Here is a 16818-nt window from a genome sequence, read left to right as displayed (position 1 = left end):
ATGACCAACCCGTTCGACGACCAGGACGGCACCTTCCTCGTACTCGTCAACGAGGAGAACCAGCACTCGCTGTGGCCGCAGTTCGCGGACGTGCCGGACGGCTGGACCGTCGTCCACGGCCCCGACGGCCAGGCCGCGTGCCTGGAGTACGTCGAGCGGTCCTGGACCGACATGCGGCCCAGGAGCCTCGCCGACGCCATGGACGCCCAGCGGTAGCGCGGCCGACGTGACCTCCACCGACACGCTGGGCGGGACCCGCGAAGCCGCGGGCCCCGCCCGGCCCGACGACCTCGCCGCAGCCCTGCTCACCCCCGAGGCCCGCCGGGACCCGTACCCGGTCTACGCCCGCATGCGGCGCGAGAGCCCGGTCCACCGCAGCGCGCAGGGCATCTGGTATCTCACCCGGTACGCCGATGTCGAGGCGGCCCTGGGAGACCTGCGGCTGTCCAACGACCGGGACCGGATGACCCGCGCCTACGAAAGGCTCGGCGGCGATCTGAAGGCCTTCAGCCGGCTCACCGACCGACTGGGCCGGGTGATGACCAACACCGACCCGCCGGACCACGCCCGGCTGCGCAAGCTCGCCAACCGCGCCTTCACCGCCCGGCGGGTGGAGGCGCTGCGCGAGGGCATCCAGCGGATCGTCGACCGGCTCGTCGACGAGGCGGTCGCGGCGGGCCCGTCCATGGACCTGATCGAGGCGGTCGCCTCCCCGCTGCCGCTGTCCGTCGTCTGCGAGCTGTTCGGCATCCCGGACGAGGACCGTCCGCAGGTCAAGAGCTGGTTCCGGCGCTTCGGCCGGCTCTCCGAGGACATCGACAAGTCCGAGGCGGCGATCGGGCAGTACGAGGAGTACCTCGCCCGGCTCGTCCGCAGGCGCCGGGCCGACCCGGGCGACGACCTGGTCAGCGCCCTGGTCGCGACGCAGGCGCAGGACGACCGGCTCACCGACTCCGAACTGCTGTCCACCTGCTTCGTGCTGATCACCGCCGGCGACGAGACCACCACCCACCTGGTCGGCAACGGCATGCTCGCGCTGCTGCGCCACCCCGGCCAGCTGGCCCGGCTGCGTGCGGACCCGGCGCTGATCCGCACGGCCGTGGACGAACTCACCCGCTACGACACGCCGACCCAGGCGATCGTCCGGGTCGTCGCCGAGGACGTCGAGATCGGCGGGCGGACGCTGCGCGAGGGCGAGCTGGTGTACCTGTTCCTCGCCGCGACCAACCGCGATCCCGAGCGCTTCGAGGACCCCGACCGGCTCGACCTCGCCCGGGCCGGCCACCGGCACCTCGGCTTCGGCAACGGCCCGCACTTCTGCCTCGGCGCTCCGCTGGCCAGGCTCCAGGCGGAGGTGGCCATCGGCACGCTGGTCCGCCGGCTGCCGCGGCTGCGCCTGGCCGACGGGGCGGCCCTGGAATGGCGGCCCAACCCGCTGCAACGGCGGCTCTGCGCCCTCCCGCTCACCTACTGACACCTGAACGACGACGAAGGAGAACCGAGCATGGCCCGAGAGTTCGAGGTCCGCCGGGAGCAGGACCTGCCCGCCCCGCCCGAGCAGGTCTGGGACGCGGTCGCCACCGGCGCCGGCAACCTCGGCTGGCTGTACCCCATGGAGGTCGAGCCGCGTGTCGGCGGAAAGGTCAGCCGCGCCGACGGCACCGTCGTGGCCTGGGAGCCGCCGCACCACTTCGCCGCGCGCGTCGCCCTGGACGACGGGTTCTCCAACACGCTCAGCTACCGGATCGAGCCGCGCGAGGACGGCACCAGCCACCTGCGGATGGGCATCCACTGGGTGCACACCGGAGTGGTCGACGAGTACTGGGACACCAAGGCGGACGCGGCCGAGAAGCACGTCGACTTCTACCAGCACAGCCTCGCCGAGTATCTGCGGCACTTCGCCGGGCGCCCCGCCGTCTACGTCAAGACCGGGCGCGCCGAGCGCACCGACGACCCCGCCGACTTCGCCGCGCTGCGCCGGCGCCTCGGCCTCGCCGAGGACACGGCCGTCGGCGACCGGCTGTCGCTCGGCCTCCCGGGCGCGGACGGCGGCCCGGAGGAGGTGGTCGTGGACTGGCTGAGCCCCGACTTCGTCGGCCTGCGCGGCCCGGACGCGCTGTACCGGTTCTTCAACGGCAGCACCTGGAACTGGCCGATCTGGCTGGGCCATCACCTGTTCGCCGAGGACGCGGACGAGGAGCGGGCCACCAAGGCGTGGAACGCCTGGCTCAACGGCGCGTGACTCCTCGCCCGGCACAACCCGAAGGACCGCTGTGGAAAGACTCGTCTACGCCGCCGAACTCGTCGAGGAGGACGGTGCCTACAAGCTCGTGGTGCAGGACGTGGTGCGGGGCACCGTCCAGGTCACCCCTGTGCCCAAGTCCGCTGTGGACAGGCTCCCGACCTTCCTGTCGGTGCTGAGTTCCAAGCTCGGCTCCGCCCTGGCACGCGGCCGCCGGTAGCCCTGCCGGTGTCACGGGGCCGGTGTCGGACGGCACCGGCCCCGCGTCGCCTCCGCGGCACGTCAGCCCATGACGGAGCGGGCGGCGGCGCCCTCGGCCACGGGCCGTCGGCGGGAGAAGGCGCCCAGGTCGATGGCGAGGCCGGTGTGTTCACCCGTGTACCGCAACGGTTCGCGGTCGTGGTCGTGGCCGGCCTCGACCCGGTCGACCAGGGTGGCGAGGAACCGGCCCGCCAGCGGGGCGTTCTTGAACTGGTTGCCGCTCGTTCCCATGGCGACGTAGAAGCCGGGCAGATCGGTGCGGTCGTAGACGGGGCACCAGTCGTCGGCGACGTCGTAGACGCCGGCGATGCCGGTCGGCCGGTTGGGCACCCCGAGCAGCGGGAAGCGGCGTGCGGCCCGGGTGGCCTGGGTGTCGAACCGGGCGGGCGTCGGGTGCGGGTTGCACAGGTCGGGATCCTCCAGCCACTCCAGCGGGTCGCAGGCCGGCAGTGTGCTGCCGACGAGGAGGTGTCCGTCGCGGGGGCACAGATAGGTCCCGAGGTCGACGTCGGCCACGACCGGGCCGGGCCCGGCCTCGGCGCCGCTCCGGCCTCCCGGTGCGGTCAGCTGGTGGACTTCCTGGCGCAGCGGACGCACCCCGACGGTGAACTCGGCCCCGGCCCCGGCCATCCGGTTGAACGCGCCCGACCAGGGACCGGCGGCGTTGATCACCACCGGTGTGGTGATCTCGGTGCCGTCGGCGAGCCGGACGCCCGCCACCCGGTCCGCGCGGCGCAGGACGCCGACGACCGTGCGATGGAAGAGGAAGCGCGCCCCGAGGCGGGCAGCGGCGTCCGCGAGGTTGCGGGCGGCGAGCTGGGGATCGTCGACGAAGCCCGCGTCGGGTGTGAACAGCGCCCCCAGCTCCCCGTGCGGGCCGGAGAAGAACTCCTCGTCGCGCAGGGACCGGGGCGGGCCGTAGCGTCCCGTGTCGATGCCGGGGATCCGGCTGCGCAGCGTTTCCGCGTCCCAGCGCTCGTACGGCACGCCGGCCCGCTCGAACAGGGCGACGACCTGCGATACGCCGTCGCCCGGCGGGTCGAGGAGGACGGCACCGGTGCGCCGGAACGCCGCCAGGCCGGGGCCGTGCGCGGTGTCCAGGTGCTCCGCCCAGCCTGCCCAGCAGTGCTGGGACTCCCAGGCGGTGGCGACTCCGTCCCAGGTCGAGTAGTTGAACCGGATGACGGCGCTGGACGCGCTGGTGGATCCGTGGCCGACGCCGCCGGACTTGTCGACGGTCACCACGCGCCGCCCGGTGCGCGCCAGTTCCAGCGCCACGGCGGCACCGATCACACCGGCGCCCACGACGACCGCGTCCGCGCCGGACGGCGGCGCGTCCGGTTCCCGGGCCGTCATGACGGCAGCTCCCGGGGGTTCCCCGGAGCCCGGTCGCCGTTCGCGTCCCGCTGAACGCCGTCGGCGCCCTGGGGGAAGTGGCAGGCGGCGCGGTGCGGTTGCCCGGCCGCGTCCTGCTGGGGGTCCCGCGCGGCGCAGACGTCCCGACCGGGGCGGCGGTTCGGCCCGACGGGACACCGCGGGTGGAAGCGGCATCCGGACGGTGGCGCTGCGGGGTCGGGCGGCTCTCCGGGAAGGAGCGGTTCACCGACCGGCCGGGGCCCGGCGCGCAGGCTCGGTACGGCGGACAGCAGCGCCCGGGTGTAGGGATGCCGGGGGCTGCGCAGCAGGTGCTCGGTGGCGGCGGTCTCGACGATCCGGCCGAGGTACATCACGGCGACGGCGTCCGACACATGGCGGACGGCGGCGAGGTCGTGGCTGATGAACAGCATGGCGAAGCCCATGCGCCGCTGGAGGTCCCGGAGCATGGTGAGGAGCGCGGCCCGGACGGACATGTCGAGAGCCGAGGTGACCTCGTCGGCGACGAGCACCGCCGGATCGACGGCGAGCGCGCGGGCGACGGCCACGCGCTGGCGCTGGCCGCCCGACAGCTGCCGCGGCACGCGGTCGGCGCAGCCGGCGTCGAGACCGACCAGTTCCAGGAGTCCCCTGACGCGCTGTTCGCGGCTGCGGCGGTCCAGCCGGACGAAGGCCCCGGCCGATTCGGCGAGCGACTGGCGGACCGTCATCCGCGGGTCCAGTGCCGTGTCCGGGTCCTGGAAGACCAGCTGGACCTGCTGCCCCAGCCGGCGGCGGTCGGCGGCCCGGCGCCCGCGGTACTCCCGGCCGCCGACCGTGATCCGCCCGGCACACGGGCTGTCCAGTCCGACGACCGCGCGGGCCAGCGTGGACTTTCCCGAACCGGACTCGCCGACCAGCCCGACCGTCGTGCCCGGGGGAACCTCCAGTGACACCCCGTCCACCGCGGTGACCGGCCCGGACGGCCCGTGGTGGCGCACGGTGACGTCGTACAGCGCGAGCCCTGTCCGCTCCGTCATGTCCCGGCCTCCTCGGTCGCACGCCGTCCGGGGAGCGGTTCCGGGGGCAGCGGCCGCCAGCAGGCGACGTCGTGCATCGGGCCGAGCGGGGACAGCTCGGGGATCTCCACGGCGCACCGGTCCAGCCGGTGCGGGCATCGGTCGTGGAACGGACAGCCGGGGGCCGCACCGCTCGGATCGGGCGGCCCTCCCTCGATGGCGCGTAGGGGGCGGTCACGGTCCGCGGTCAGGTCCGGTACGGAGGCGACGAGCATCCGCGTGTACGGGTGCCGGGCGCCGGTCGCCAGGTCGCGGGCCGGGAGGTTCTCCACGATCGTTCCGCCGTACATGACGAGCACCCGGTCGCAGGCGTCGGCGACCAGGGCGATGTCGTGGCTGATGAAGAGGATGGCGGTGCCGTCGTCGTGCCGGAGCCGGCGGAGCAGGTCCATGATCTGCCGTTGCACGGTGACGTCCAGGGCGGTCGTCGGCTCGTCCGCGATGACGAGGTCGGGCCGCAGCATCGCGGCGGCGGCGATCGCCACGCGCTGGCGCTGACCGCCGGACAGCTGGAAGGGGCGGGACCGCAGCAGCCGGCGCCCGCCGGGCAGCGCGACCCGCCGAAGCTCCGCAAGGGCCTGTTCGACGGCTGTGGCGCGGGGGGTGCCCCGGTGGGTGCGCACGGCCTCCGTCATCTGCGTCCCGATGCGGAGCGCGGGGTTGAAGGCCGAGGCCGGGTTCTGGAAGATCATCGCCAGTCCCGTCGCCAGCTGCCGGCGTCGCTCCGCGCGGGACAGGGACTCGGTGTCCGTGCCGAGGAACCGGTGGGTGCGCCAGGTCGCGCGGGCGCCGTCCGGCAGCAGGTCGGCGAGGGCGAGCGCGGTCAGCGACTTGCCGGAGCCGGACTCGCCGACCAGGCCGGTCATCTCACCACGGCGCAGTGCGAGGGTGACACCGCGGACCGGCCGAAGGACCCCGTCCGCCGTGGGCAGGACGACCCGCAGGTCCTCCACCTCCAGGACGTGGTCCGCGGCCGCCGGGCGGGCGGGGTGTGCCGGGCGCGGCGCGGGTCCGTCCGGCCGGTACGGGCGGGGCCGGCGGGCGGCGGCTCCGGCGAGCATCTCGCCCAGCAGCTGGAAGGCCACCGCGGCGTAGACGATGGCGATGCCGGGTGCCACGGCGGGCAGTGGTTCGGTGTAGATGCGGTCCAGTCCCTGGCTCAGCAGCAGCCCCCAGTCGTACGACGGGGGCTGCACCCCCAGGCCGAGGAAGCTCAGTCCGGACAGCGCCACGAGTGCCGAGCCCGCGGCGACGGTGGTGTTGAGCAGCAGGGGCTCGGCGATGTGGGGCAGGACATGGCGCAGCAGGAGCCGGTGGCGGCGCAGGCCCAGCACGCGTGCCGCCGCCATGAAGTCGGTTCCGGCGACCGCGGCGGCGAGGGTCTGGGTGATCCGCGCGAAGCCCGGTGCACCGGCCACGGCGAGCGCGCCCACCGCCCCGGCGGCGCCCGCGCCGAAGAGGGCCGCGAAGAACATCGCGACGAGAAGCGCGGGGAAGGCCAGCAGGAGGTTGATCAGGGCTCCCAGCAGGCGGCGGGCGCGCCCGCCCACGACGGCGGTGAGCGCGCCCAGGGTGATGCCGGCGGCCGCCCCGAGGAGCGTGGCCGCGACGGCCAGCAGCAGGGAGAGCCAGGTCGCCGAGAGCAGCCGGGCGAGCAGGTCCCGCCCGAGATGGTCGGTGCCGAGCAGATGGGCGGCGGTGGGTCCTTGCAGCACCGCCGACGGGTCTGCGCGGTGGCCGGCCCGCCCCCACAGCGCCGTGCCCACGACGGCCGGCACGGCGAGCGATCCGAGCATCACCAGGGTGATCACGCCCATCGGCGAGGTCCAGCCCGACCGGGACGCGCGCGCTCGGCCGGCGGCACGCGACGGGGAAGGGGCGGGGGAGGTCAGCACCATCGGATCACGTCTTCCGGATGACCGAGCGGGGGTCGAGCAGCGCGAGGGCCAGATCGACCAGGAAGTTCACCACCAGGACGGCCGAGCCCAGCACCAGGACCGACGCCTCGACGACCGCGTAGTCCTGCGCGGCCACGGACTGGGCCATCGCCGAACCGATGCCGGGCCAGGCGAACACCTTCTCGACCAGGACGGTCCCCGCGATCAGGGCGGGCAGCAGATTCCCGCCGAGCGTGAGCGAGGCGGTCAGCGTGTTCGGTGCCACATGGCGCAGACAGAGCGCCACGGCGGGCAGCCGCTTCGCGCGGGCGGCACGCACATAGTCCGTCGCGAGGACCTTGAGCGTCTCCACCCGGACGATCCGCAGCAGGACCGCGGTCGGGGCGAGCGCCAGGGCGAGCACGGGCAGCACATAGGACCGGGGGCCGAGGTCGCCGGCGGCCGGGAAGACGGGCAGGGCGACCGCCAGCCCCGCGGTGAGCCCCGCCGCGAGCACGAAGTCCGGCAGGCCCGCGAGGACGGAGGTGGTGGCGGTGAAGGCCAGTTCCGCCCGGGGCCGCCGCCCTCCGCGGGTCCACACCGCGGCGAGCAGCCCTCCGGGGAGGGCGACGAGCAGGACGCAGCCGAAGGCCAGGACGGCGAGCAGCAAGGTGGCCGGCAGACGCGCCCTGATCAGGTCGGCCACCGGCTCGCCGGTCACCAGGGAGACACCGAGGTCCCCGTGGGCCAGCTGCCGCAGGTACTGCCGGTACTGCGTCAGCAGGGCGCCGTCCAGGCCGAGTTGGTGGCGTTTCGCCGCCACGAGGTCCGGCGGTGCGTCCACGCCCAGCGCGGCCCGGACGGGGTCGCCGGGCACCAGCCGGATCATCGCGAAGGAAGCGGTGACGACCACGAAGAGGGAGACCGTGAGCCGCACCGCACGCCGGCAGCAGAACACCACCCACGGGTGGCGCCGGGCCAGGGCGGCGAGCCGCGCGGACACGGTCGTCATGGGAGTTCTCCTCGGCTGGGAGCGGTCGCCGCCGCTATCGGTGCAGGCGGATGCTGGTCGGTACGATCCGGCCGCCGGGCGCGACGGCGAAGGTCGTCCGGTAGCCGTACACGGTGCTCGTGCCGTCCGCGACGGGCAGCGCGTCGGCCGAGCGGAACAGCGCCGCGGCCGCCTTGTTCCAGTCCGCGCAGCTGGCCGTGCCCGCGGCGCGCAGGGCGCGGGCGACGAAGCGGTCGTACGCGGGGTTGGTGACGTGCGCGAAGTTCAGTCCCGCGGACGGCGCCGGGCCGGAGAAGTACGGGACGAGCTGCGCGGGCAGCGGCGGACCCGGTGAGCTGCCGACCACGACGTCGAAGTCCCCGCTCTGGTACATGGCCTGGACCAGCGCGTTGCGGCCCTCGCTGACCAGGTCGACCTGCGCGCCCAGCGCCTGCCAGGAAGCGGCCATCAGTTCGGCGACCGAGGGAAGGGTGGAGCCGAGGTCGGCGCTGCTGAGCAGCCGCAGCCGCAGCGGTCTGCCGTGCTTCACCAGTCTCCCCCGCGCGTCCTTCGTCCAGCCCGCGGCACGCAGGGCCGGCACGGCGGTGTGCGAGGGCAGGTTCCCGTCCGCCACGTCGGCGTGGCAGACGGAGTCCGCGGCGGTCAGATGGTCGGCGGGTGTTCCGTCGCCGCCGATCGCCACATTGGCCAGGCCCTTGCGGTCCAGGGCGCCCACCAGAGCCCGCCGCAGGCCGGGATCGCTCAGGGGCCGCCCGGGACGCTCGTTGAAGAAGGTCAGCCCCACCACGGTCGGCACCTGGGCGGTGGCCAGGCCGTGGCCGGACAGCCGCGCCCGGTCGGGGCCGGTCACCGTCGCGATGTTCACCCCGCCCGTGAGGAGGAGGTTCGCCGCCGTGGACTCCTGCGGCACCACCGACACCACGATCCGCTCGGGCTGGCCCGCGGCCGCGTTGGTCGCTCCGCCCGGCCCCCACGCGTACCCCTTGCGCCGGGTGAAGAGGTACGGGCCGCCCGAGGTGTAACCGCTCAGCACATACGGCCCGGTGCCCGCCGTGCTCCTGTCCAGCGCGCCGGGACGGGCCAGCCCGGCGGGGCAGACGACGGGCAGCAGACCGATCGTGCGCAGGACGAAGCTGTACGGCGACGCCATCCGCACCGACACCGTCCGGGCCGCGTCGTCGGCGGACACCGTGAAGGGCACACCGGGCAGTGCCGCCCGGGCGCCGACGAGCCGGTTGCGGGGATCGCTCGCATAGGTCAGGGACCGGGCCACCCCGGAGGCCGTGAGGACCGTGCCGTCGGAGCAGGTCACGCCCTTGCGCAGGGTGAAACGCGCGGTGGTGGCTCCGGCCCGCCACGTCTCGGCCAGCCCGGAGACCACGCGTCCGTCCGGTGCCACACCGACCAACGAGTCGTAGGCGTAAGGAGCCAGGGCGGAGCCGAACTGCGCGTAGGGATGGAAGCTCGGGGTCTCGGACGCGGTGGCGATCGTGACGGTTCCCCCCACGACGACGGGGGTGCGGGTCGACGACACGTCGCCGCCGCCGCAACCGGCCAGCACGGCGGACACGACGGCGGCGGACGCCACCACGGCCGACCGGGCCCTGGGCAACGACGCGGTTCGGCGGTGCATGGCGTTCATCGTGCCACCGGGACCGCGGGCCCCGGACCGGCTCTCGAGGGCAGGGCGGACACGGGCCGGGCGAATTCCCCCGTCCGAGTGAGGCCGCCCGGCGCGCGGTTGATCTCCGGTTCTGATGCGGCGTCACCTGGCGCGCACACTGGCTCCATGGCGAACCACTCAGCGGACTCCCCGGACGGCTCGGCGGCACGCGAGGCGCATTCCCCCGACGGCTCGGCGGCGCGGGAGGTCGGCCGGCTCGCGGACTCCTACTGGGACTTCCTGCTCGCGCGCGAGCCGGCGCTGCGGACCCGCCGCGGGCTGCCGGTCGAGTCGCTGCCGGGGGTGTCCGCCGCGGAGGCGGACGAGCGCGCGGGGTTCGCGGCGGGGGTGCTGCACCGGCTGGACACGCTGCGGCCCACGGAGCTGCCCGGTCCCGCCGCCGACACCGCGGGCTTCCTCCGGGCGCTGGCCGAGCAGGAGGCGGAGGCGGGACGCTTCCACTGGCTCACCCCCACCGCCACGCCGTACCAGGTCTTCCATCTCCAGCAGTACGGGGACACGGTCTTCCGCCCGTTCGGCATCGAGAGCCGCGCCGACGTGGACCGGTACCTGTCCCTTGTACGGGATCTGGCCCGCTGTGTCGGGACGATCGGTGACAAGGCCGCGGGGCAGGCGGCACGGGGCTTCCGCGTCCCGGCACCGGCGCTGGCCGGGGTCCGGACCACCCTCACCCGCCTGCGGGCGTCGGCGGCACGGTATGTCCGCGTGGACGCCGGCCGGCTCACCCGGCTCGACGCGGCCGGCCGGGGCCGGCTGTGCGACACGGTGGCGGAGCTGGTGGCCACCGAGCTGGAGCCGGCCTTCGACCGACTCCTCGCCCTCGTGGCCGACCCCGACTACGCCGGGCGGGCCCCGCAGGCCGTCGGCTGGGCCCACCACCCGGAAGGCGAAGCCGCGTACCGGTCCTTCGTCAGGACCTACACCTCCGGCGACACACCGCCCGAACGCCTCCACCAGCTCGGCCGGGAGCACTGCCGCGAACTCGGCGAACGGATGCGGGAGATGCGGGACGCCCTCGGCTTCACGGGGACCGAGGCGGAGTTCCACGCACGGCTCGCGACCGAGCCCCGCCTGTACGCCACCACCCCCGAGGAGGTCGAGGCGCGCTACCACGGACACCTCGACCGGCTCGCGCCGCTGCTGCCGCGCTGGTTCGCGGTCCTGCCGCGCGCGCCCTACGGCGTGGCCCGCCTCGATCCGGCGCTGGAGGCGTCGATGACGTTCGGCTACTACGAACCGCCGACCGCCGCGCGGCCGAGGGGGCGCTACCGCTACAACGCCTCGGACCTGGCGCACCGGTCGCTGCTCGGGGCGGCCGCGCTGATCTACCACGAACTCGCGCCCGGACACCACTTCCACCTCGCCCGTCAGGCGGAGAACACCGCGCTGCCCGACCTGCGCCGCGAACTGGCGGTCTTCGACGGCTTCCAGGAGGGCTGGGCGGAGTACGCGGCAGGGCTCGGCTGGGAGATGGGGCTGTACGAGGACCCGTGGGACGCGTACGGACGCCTGGCCCATGAACGCTTCACCGCGCAGCGCCTCGTCGTGGACACCGGTCTCAACCTCGGCACGATGACGCTGGAGCAGGCGCGCGCCTTCATGCAGGCCCACGCGGCAGCCGAGTCCGAGGAACAGATCACCACCGAGCTGCTGCGCTATGCGACCGATCTGCCCGGACAGGCGCTGTCGTACCGGGCGGGGCATGCCGAGTTCACGGCACTGCGGGCGGCGTACGAGCGCGACGCCGGCGCCGCGTTCGACGTCCGCGCCTTCCACGAGGCCGTGCTGGCCGGCGGCACGCTGCCGTTTCCCGCCCTGCGCCGACGGCTGGCGAGAGAACTGCACGGGCGTCCGGCCACCGGTGCGGGCCCGGAACAGCCCGTCACGGGAGCACCGTTCTCCTCGAACGGGTGAAGGCACGGCGGAACCGGCGACCGTGCGCGCAAACCCGGATACTGTCTGTGATCCCGTCGCCCTTTCCCTCGTCGCCGCCTCGGCAGAAGAGAAGGATGTCCTGCCATGCCGCCTGTCGTGCCTCCGTTCCTGATCGGCCTGCTCACCGCGTCCTTGGTCAAGAAGGTGGGCAAACCCGTCCTCCACGGGCTCGTCAAGACGTCGGTGGGGCTGGGACTCGAGGTCAGGAAGGCCGTCCACGAAGCGAGCGAGGAGATCCAGGGTCTCGCGTCCGAGGCGACCGCCGAGATCCTCGCCGCCCGGGCGATGTACGGAGCCGAGGACGGCGGCGGCGCCGCGCGGACGGCCGGGCCATGACGGCACATGACGCGACGAAGTGGTTCCGTGTCCACCGGCGCGCGGCGGACCCCGTACTCCGACTGGTGTGTCTGCCGCACGCCGGTGGCACGGCACAGCTGTTCCACGGCTGGCCCGCGCTGCTGCCGGAGGACGTCGAGGTGCTCGCCGTGCGGTACCCCGGCCGCCAGGACCGGCTCGCGGAGCCCTGCATCGACTCCATGGACACCCTGGCCGAGCTGATCGCGGACGCGCTCCAGCCCTGGCTCGACCGGCCGCTCGCGCTCTTCGGACACAGCATGGGCGCCTGCGTCGCCTACGAGCTGGCGCTACGGCTGGAGGCCCGCGGTGTCGTCCCCGAACACCTGCTGGTCTCCGCGCACGCGGCCCCCCAGCGGGCCGGGCGCGGCGCACTGCACCGCGCCGACGACGAAAGCCTGATCTCCCACGTCCGGCAGCTCGGAGACCTGCACTCGGAGGCCTACGACATCCCCGAGCTGCGTGATCTGCTGCTGCCCGCCCTCCGCGCGGACTACCGGCTCATCGAGGGCTACCGGCCCGTGCGTCCGGCTCCGGTGAAGGCACCGATCACCGCGTACGCCGGCCGGGACGACACCAGTTGCGCACTCGACGACGTCCTCGCCTGGTCCGACCTGACGGCCCCGGGCTCCTTCGAGCTGCGCGCGTTCCCCGGGGACCACTTCTATCTGGTGCCCGGGGAGGCCGAGGTGGTCGTGGACGTGGCGGCACGCCTCACCCGCGCGTAGGGCGCGGGGCAGGCCCGCCGCGGCGGGTCGGCGTCTCGGCCCCGGCGGCTGCGCCTGCGGCCGTGGCGGAGGGCGGAGGGCGGGGCCCCGCGCTCCGCATGGCGCCCGCGGGGTTTCCGGGGGACGATGCTCGTGCCGGCCGCCGAGATGCGCGGTGTCCCGGGCAGCGGCCACGAGGGCGGGACGGAGAGGGAACCCATGCGACCGGGCACGCATGTCGCCGACACGGTGCTCCGGCTGCTCAGCCGGGACTGGGCCGGGCTGGCCATCGCCCTGCTGACGGCGGCCGTGGGCGCGTGGTGCGTCACCCTGGGAACCGGCTGGCGCGTTCTCGGCGGTGTGCTCTGCGCCGCGGCCCTCGTGCTCGGCTTCGGGGCGCTGCGCCATCTGGTGCATGTGGCCCGGGTGAAAAAGCGGTATCCGCCGCCCGGGCGCCTGGCCGACGTGGGCGGCTACCGCATGCATGTCCTCGCCGAGGGAGACGCCGGACCGGGGCCCACCGTGGTGTGGATGCCGGGCGGCCATGCCGGCGGGTACGCCATGCACCGGCTGCACGCGCTGGCACGGGAACGCACGCGTTCGGTCCTGGTGGACCGTCCGGGCTCCGGCTGGAGCGACCCGGGCCCGTTCCCGCGTACGACAGCGGCCGAGGCGGTCGAACTGCTCACGGCGCTGGAGCGGGCCGGCGAAACGGGTCCCTACGTCCTCGTGGGGCACTCCTTCGGGGGACTGCTCATGGCCAACGCCGCCCGGCGCCGCCCCGACCTGGTGGCCGGTCTGGTGCTGCTCGATCCCACCCCGCCCGACGTCGTCGCCTTCGGCCCTTCCCTCGGGACCCTGCGGCACGCCGCGCGGGGACAGACCGTCCTCGCGCTGCGCCACCTGTTCGGCCTGCACGCCCTCGCCCCCAGGAACGGGGCGCACGCTCCACAGGACCCGATGCATGTGCTCGCGGCCGTCGAGACCCGGACCCGGGCGCACTGCGCCGCGGCGTCGATCCTGCGGGAGCTGTCGCCGGCCGGTATCACCCGGGACGGCTGGCAGACGGTCGTCCACGACGGCGAACTCGGCGCGCTGCCCCTCCTCCTGGTGGCACCCCGGGATCTGACGGGCGGTGACCACCTCTTCGACGCGGTCGACGATCCGGTGGAGAGCGCCCGGGTACGGCACTTCTTCCTCACCGTGCGCGACCGCTACCTCGCCGCCTCCAGCGCGTCCCGGAAGGTCCACACCCCGGAGGGAACCGGCCACGACTTCCCGGACCGGGTCCCCGATTTCGTGGTGCAGGTGGTGGGCTCACTGCTGTGAAACCCGTTGCGTGCAACGGTGTTTCGTGGCCTGTGCGAGCGGCCGGTACGGTCCGGATCATGGAGTGGACCTTTCAGACGGCCGGGGAACTCGCGGCTGCCATGCGTGCCGGTGACGTGTCCTCGGCGGAACTGACCGACCAGGCGATCGCCCGTATCGAGCGGGAGGACACGGCGGTCAACGCGATCTGTGTGCCGGACTTCGACCGTGCGCGGGCCGCCGCGCGCGATGCCGACCGGGCGCGCGCCCGCGGTGAGGACCGGCCGCTGCTCGGCATCCCGGTGACGGTCAAGGAGTCGTACGACATCGCCGGACTGCCCACGACCTGGGGCATACCCCAGCACCGGGACTACCTACCGGCCGAGGACGCGGTGCAGGTGTCGCGGCTCAGGGCCGCGGGCGCGGTGGTGCTCGGCAAGACCAATGTGCCCGTGGGACTCCAGGACATACAGAGCTTCAACGAGATCTACGGCACCACCAACAACCCGTGGGACCACGGCCGTACGGCGGGCGGGTCCTCCGGCGGATCGTCGGCGGCCCTGGCGGCCGGGTTCGGGGCGCTGTCCATCGGCTCCGACATCGGCGGCTCGTTGCGCACCCCGGCACACTTCTGCGGTGTCTACGCGCACAAGCCGACCCTGGGGCTGGCGGCGAACCGCGGCATGGTCCCGCCGCCCGGGCCGGCGCTGCCGGTCGACCAGGACCTCGCCGTCGTCGGTCCGATGGCGCGCAGTGCCCGCGACCTCACGCTGCTGCTCGACGTGATGGCCGGTCCGGACCCGCTGACGCACGGTGTGGCGTACGACCTGAGGCTGCCGCCCGCGCGCCACGAGCGGCTCCGCGACTTCCGGGTGCTGGTCCTGGAGGAGCATCCGTTCATCCCGACCGGCTCCGCCGTGCGGGCGGCCGTCGGCCGGGTGGCCGAGGCGCTTGCCGACGGCGGCGCCCGCGTCGAACGGCACAGTCCGCTGCTGCCCGACCTGGCCGAAGCCGCGGTGATCTACATGCAGTTGTGGTTCTCGGGTGCCGTCGCGCGTTTTCCCGACGCGGCGTACGAGCAGCTGCGGGCCCGTGTCGCCGGGCTGAGCGCGGACGACCGGAGTCTGCACGCGGAGCGGCTGCGCGGCATGGTGTTCAGCCACCGGGACTGGGTGGCGGCGAACAGCCGTCGCGAACTCCACCGGCAGGGCTGGCGGCGGCTCTTCGCAGAGTTCGACGCCGTGGTGTGTCCCATCACGCCCACCCCCGCGTTCCCGCACGACCACCATCCCGATCCGCTGGCACGCCGGATCGACATCGACGGCGTGGCGTACCCCTACCTCGACCAGCTGGTGTGGGCCGGTGTGGCGACCATGCCCGGCCTGCCCGCCACCGCCGTACCGGCGGGCCGGTCCCCCGAGGGTCTTCCGGTGGGAGTGCAGCTGATCGGCCCGATGTTCGAGGACCGCACCCCGCTGCGACTAGCGGAACTGCTCGAGGAGAGGATCGGCGGCTTCCAGGCACCGCGGTAGGGCGGCGGCGCCCTATCCCCGGCGCAGGCCCAGGCGGGGTTCCAGGGTCAGGCGCAGGCCGGCGATCGCCCGGTCGGGGGTGGTGGGCCAGGGGGTCAGCCGGCTCGCGCCGTGGCCTCCGAGGCCCACGCGCCGGTGGCCGGGCAGGGGGTCGCGCAGGGCGTGGAAGAGGCGGGGGACGGTGTCGTCCCGGCTGTCGTGGAGGTCTTCGACACCGGTGACGATGTTGAGGAACGACTCGTGCAGGCGCAGGGGCTGCTGGTCGCGGTGGCTGAGGTGCTGGGCGCGGCGGAAGTGGGCGTCGCGGCCCTGGTGGATGTCGTAGAAGGCGCCGACGAGGATGAGGAGGCGTTCGTAGGCGTGCTGGTAGGCGCCCTGGTGGAAGGCGGTGGCCTCGGCCTCGGTGGCTTCGTCGCGCAGGGCGGCGGCGATGGCCGCGGCGGAGAGCAGGCCGCTGTACATGGCGAGATGGACGCCGGTGGACAGCAGGGGGTCGAGGAAGCAGGCCGCGTCGCCGGCGGCGAACCAGCCCGGCCCGCCGAAGCGGTCGGCGGTGTAGGAGTAGTCGCTCTCCACCCGCAGCGCGGTGGTCTGTTCGGCGTCGGTCAGCAGGCGGGCCAGGGCGGGGGCGTGGAGCAGCCGGTCGGCGTAGAGCTGCTCGGTGCCGCCGAGCGCCTGCCGGGCCAGGGTGAAGGAGTGCTTGTCGGTGACCAGGCCGACGCTGAGGGTGCCGTCGTGCAGGGGGATGGCCCAGAACCAGCCGTGGTCGGGCAGGGAGTGCAGGCTGATCGCCCCGTCCGGCGCGTCCGCGGCAGGTGCGGCACCGCGCCAGTAGGTCCAGGTGGCGACGTTGCGGAAGGCGTCGTGGAACCGGCGTGTGCGTAAGTGCCGTGCGGTCACCAGCCCGGCGCGGCCGGAGGCGTCCACCAGGTACCGGAAGACGATCCGGCCCTGCCGGCCGGCCCGGTCGGCCCAGGTGGCGGCGCTCGCCCGGCCGTCGGGGAGGTCGACGGCGCGGACCGCGGTCTCCTCGTGGACCCGTACGCCCTGGCCGCGGGCGTGCTCCAGCAGGGCCTGGTCGAACTCCGCGCGGACGACCTGGAAGCTGTAGGGCGCGTCGGGCCCGAGGTCGTCGAAGGTCAGCTGCCACTGCTGGCCGCCCCAGTCGTAGTAGGCGCCCTGTTTGCGGACGAAGCCGCGTTCCTCGATGGTCTCCCGGGCGCCGAGCAGGTCCAGCAGGGGCAGCAGGGACGGCAGGAGGGACTCCCCGATGTGGTAGCGGGGGAAACGATCCTTTTCCAGCAGGGTGACGTCGAAGCCCTCGCGGGCGAGCAGCGCGGCGGCCGTCGCGCCGGCCGGGCCGCCGCCCACGACCAGCACGTCCGTCTCCTCCATCGGTGGTACGTCGGGCATGACGGCCTCCCCGGCTCGGGACTGCGTGACGCCGCCAGTGAACAGTCCCGCGCCGCCCGCC

General features: G+C 74.3%; 15 protein-coding genes. 9 read left to right on the top strand and 6 right to left on the bottom strand.

Going from position 1 to position 16818, the window contains the following annotated elements:
• Genes ACZ5CZ_RS08745 through ACZ5CZ_RS08730 form a run of 4 tightly spaced genes read left to right on the top strand, consistent with a single transcriptional unit; the run spans position 1 to position 2462 of the window.
• The gene (locus tag ACZ5CZ_RS08745) at positions 1–216 is read left to right on the top strand and encodes an MbtH family protein (RefSeq protein WP_385845994.1); all 216 of its coding nucleotides are present in this window, start codon (positions 1–3) and stop codon (positions 214–216) included.
• 10 nt (positions 217–226) lie between these two features.
• Complete coding sequence (locus ACZ5CZ_RS08740; RefSeq protein ID WP_468940544.1) at positions 227–1474, top strand: cytochrome P450; 1248 nt, start codon at positions 227–229, stop codon at positions 1472–1474.
• Positions 1475–1504: 30 nt separating this feature from the next.
• Positions 1505–2242, top strand: a complete 738-nt coding sequence (locus tag ACZ5CZ_RS08735; RefSeq protein ID WP_385845997.1) for an SRPBCC family protein — start codon at positions 1505–1507, stop codon at positions 2240–2242.
• A 31-nt stretch (positions 2243–2273) separates the two neighbouring features.
• Positions 2274–2462, top strand: coding sequence for a hypothetical protein (locus ACZ5CZ_RS08730; protein ID WP_468940542.1), 189 nt, complete (start codon positions 2274–2276; stop codon positions 2460–2462).
• 62 nt (positions 2463–2524) lie between these two features.
• Here ACZ5CZ_RS08730 and ACZ5CZ_RS08725 read toward each other — a convergent pair whose 3' ends face one another.
• From ACZ5CZ_RS08725 to ACZ5CZ_RS08705, 5 genes are all read right to left on the bottom strand, one after another.
• Complete coding sequence (locus ACZ5CZ_RS08725; RefSeq protein WP_468940540.1) at positions 2525–3859, bottom strand: NAD(P)/FAD-dependent oxidoreductase; 1335 nt, start codon at positions 3857–3859, stop codon at positions 2525–2527.
• Positions 3856–4896 carry an oligopeptide/dipeptide ABC transporter ATP-binding protein gene (locus tag ACZ5CZ_RS08720; RefSeq protein WP_468940537.1) on the bottom strand — a complete coding sequence of 347 codons (1041 nt, stop codon included), beginning with the start codon at positions 4894–4896 and terminating at the stop codon, positions 3856–3858. Before ACZ5CZ_RS08720 ends, ACZ5CZ_RS08725 begins: the two co-directional genes overlap by 4 nt.
• On the bottom strand, positions 4893–6752 hold the full coding sequence (locus ACZ5CZ_RS08715; RefSeq protein WP_468940534.1) for a dipeptide/oligopeptide/nickel ABC transporter permease/ATP-binding protein: 1860 nt from the start codon (positions 6750–6752) through the stop codon (positions 4893–4895). Before ACZ5CZ_RS08715 ends, ACZ5CZ_RS08720 begins: the two co-directional genes overlap by 4 nt.
• An 85-nt stretch (positions 6753–6837) precedes the next feature.
• A complete protein-coding gene (locus ACZ5CZ_RS08710) occupies positions 6838–7824 on the bottom strand; it encodes an ABC transporter permease (protein ID WP_385846003.1) in 987 nt (328 codons plus the stop codon).
• A 34-nt stretch (positions 7825–7858) separates the two neighbouring features.
• Complete coding sequence (locus ACZ5CZ_RS08705; RefSeq protein WP_468940531.1) at positions 7859–9457, bottom strand: ABC transporter substrate-binding protein; 1599 nt, start codon at positions 9455–9457, stop codon at positions 7859–7861.
• Positions 9458–9613: 156 nt separating this feature from the next.
• On the opposite strand from ACZ5CZ_RS08705, the gene ACZ5CZ_RS08700 reads away from it, so the two are divergent.
• From ACZ5CZ_RS08700 to ACZ5CZ_RS08680, 5 genes are all read left to right on the top strand, one after another.
• The gene (locus ACZ5CZ_RS08700; RefSeq protein WP_468940528.1) at positions 9614–11422 is read left to right on the top strand and encodes a DUF885 domain-containing protein; all 1809 of its coding nucleotides are present in this window, start codon (positions 9614–9616) and stop codon (positions 11420–11422) included.
• A 105-nt stretch (positions 11423–11527) separates the two neighbouring features.
• The gene (locus ACZ5CZ_RS08695) at positions 11528–11779 is read left to right on the top strand and encodes a DUF5132 domain-containing protein (protein ID WP_468940525.1); all 252 of its coding nucleotides are present in this window, start codon (positions 11528–11530) and stop codon (positions 11777–11779) included.
• Positions 11776–12525, top strand: coding sequence for a thioesterase II family protein (locus ACZ5CZ_RS08690; RefSeq protein ID WP_468940522.1), 750 nt, complete (start codon positions 11776–11778; stop codon positions 12523–12525). The genes ACZ5CZ_RS08695 and ACZ5CZ_RS08690 overlap by 4 nt, the downstream gene beginning before the upstream one ends.
• A gap of 198 nt (positions 12526–12723) precedes the next feature.
• Entirely contained in the window at positions 12724–13833 is a 1110-nt protein-coding gene (locus tag ACZ5CZ_RS08685; protein WP_468940519.1) for an alpha/beta fold hydrolase, read from the top strand.
• A 59-nt stretch (positions 13834–13892) separates the two neighbouring features.
• On the top strand, positions 13893–15344 hold the full coding sequence (locus tag ACZ5CZ_RS08680) for an amidase (protein WP_468940517.1): 1452 nt from the start codon (positions 13893–13895) through the stop codon (positions 15342–15344).
• 12 nt (positions 15345–15356) lie between these two features.
• Here the strand turns inward: ACZ5CZ_RS08680 and ACZ5CZ_RS08675 are convergent, their stop codons facing one another.
• Positions 15357–16757 carry an NAD(P)/FAD-dependent oxidoreductase gene (locus ACZ5CZ_RS08675; protein ID WP_468940514.1) on the bottom strand — a complete coding sequence of 467 codons (1401 nt, stop codon included), beginning with the start codon at positions 16755–16757 and terminating at the stop codon, positions 15357–15359.
• Positions 16758–16818: the final 61 nt, after the last annotated feature.

Source organism: Streptomyces sp. NPDC031418, assembly GCF_055581605.1.
This window is presented reverse-complemented; position numbering and strand designations above follow the sequence as displayed.

What these genes read in the sequence shown, in the direction of transcription:
- ACZ5CZ_RS08745 (WP_385845994.1), top strand. Translation starts at nt 1, where the DNA reads ATGACCAACCCGTTCGACGACCAGGACGGCACCTTCCTCGTACTCGTC.
- ACZ5CZ_RS08735 (WP_385845997.1), top strand. Translation starts at nt 1,505, where the DNA reads ATGGCCCGAGAGTTCGAGGTCCGCCGGGAGCAGGACCTGCCCGCCCCG.
- ACZ5CZ_RS08725 (WP_468940540.1), bottom strand. Translation starts at nt 3,859, where the DNA reads ATGACGGCCCGGGAACCGGACGCGCCGCCGTCCGGCGCGGACGCGGTC.
- ACZ5CZ_RS08720 (WP_468940537.1), bottom strand. Translation starts at nt 4,896, where the DNA reads ATGACGGAGCGGACAGGGCTCGCGCTGTACGACGTCACCGTGCGCCAC.
- ACZ5CZ_RS08715 (WP_468940534.1), bottom strand. Translation starts at nt 6,752, where the DNA reads ATGGGCGTGATCACCCTGGTGATGCTCGGATCGCTCGCCGTGCCGGCC.
- ACZ5CZ_RS08710 (WP_385846003.1), bottom strand. Translation starts at nt 7,824, where the DNA reads ATGACGACCGTGTCCGCGCGGCTCGCCGCCCTGGCCCGGCGCCACCCG.
- ACZ5CZ_RS08705 (WP_468940531.1), bottom strand. Translation starts at nt 9,457, where the DNA reads ATGCACCGCCGAACCGCGTCGTTGCCCAGGGCCCGGTCGGCCGTGGTG.
- ACZ5CZ_RS08700 (WP_468940528.1), top strand. Translation starts at nt 9,614, where the DNA reads ATGGCGAACCACTCAGCGGACTCCCCGGACGGCTCGGCGGCACGCGAG.
- ACZ5CZ_RS08695 (WP_468940525.1), top strand. Translation starts at nt 11,528, where the DNA reads ATGCCGCCTGTCGTGCCTCCGTTCCTGATCGGCCTGCTCACCGCGTCC.
- ACZ5CZ_RS08690 (WP_468940522.1), top strand. Translation starts at nt 11,776, where the DNA reads ATGACGGCACATGACGCGACGAAGTGGTTCCGTGTCCACCGGCGCGCG.
- ACZ5CZ_RS08685 (WP_468940519.1), top strand. Translation starts at nt 12,724, where the DNA reads ATGCGACCGGGCACGCATGTCGCCGACACGGTGCTCCGGCTGCTCAGC.
- ACZ5CZ_RS08680 (WP_468940517.1), top strand. Translation starts at nt 13,893, where the DNA reads ATGGAGTGGACCTTTCAGACGGCCGGGGAACTCGCGGCTGCCATGCGT.
- ACZ5CZ_RS08675 (WP_468940514.1), bottom strand. Translation starts at nt 16,757, where the DNA reads ATGCCCGACGTACCACCGATGGAGGAGACGGACGTGCTGGTCGTGGGC.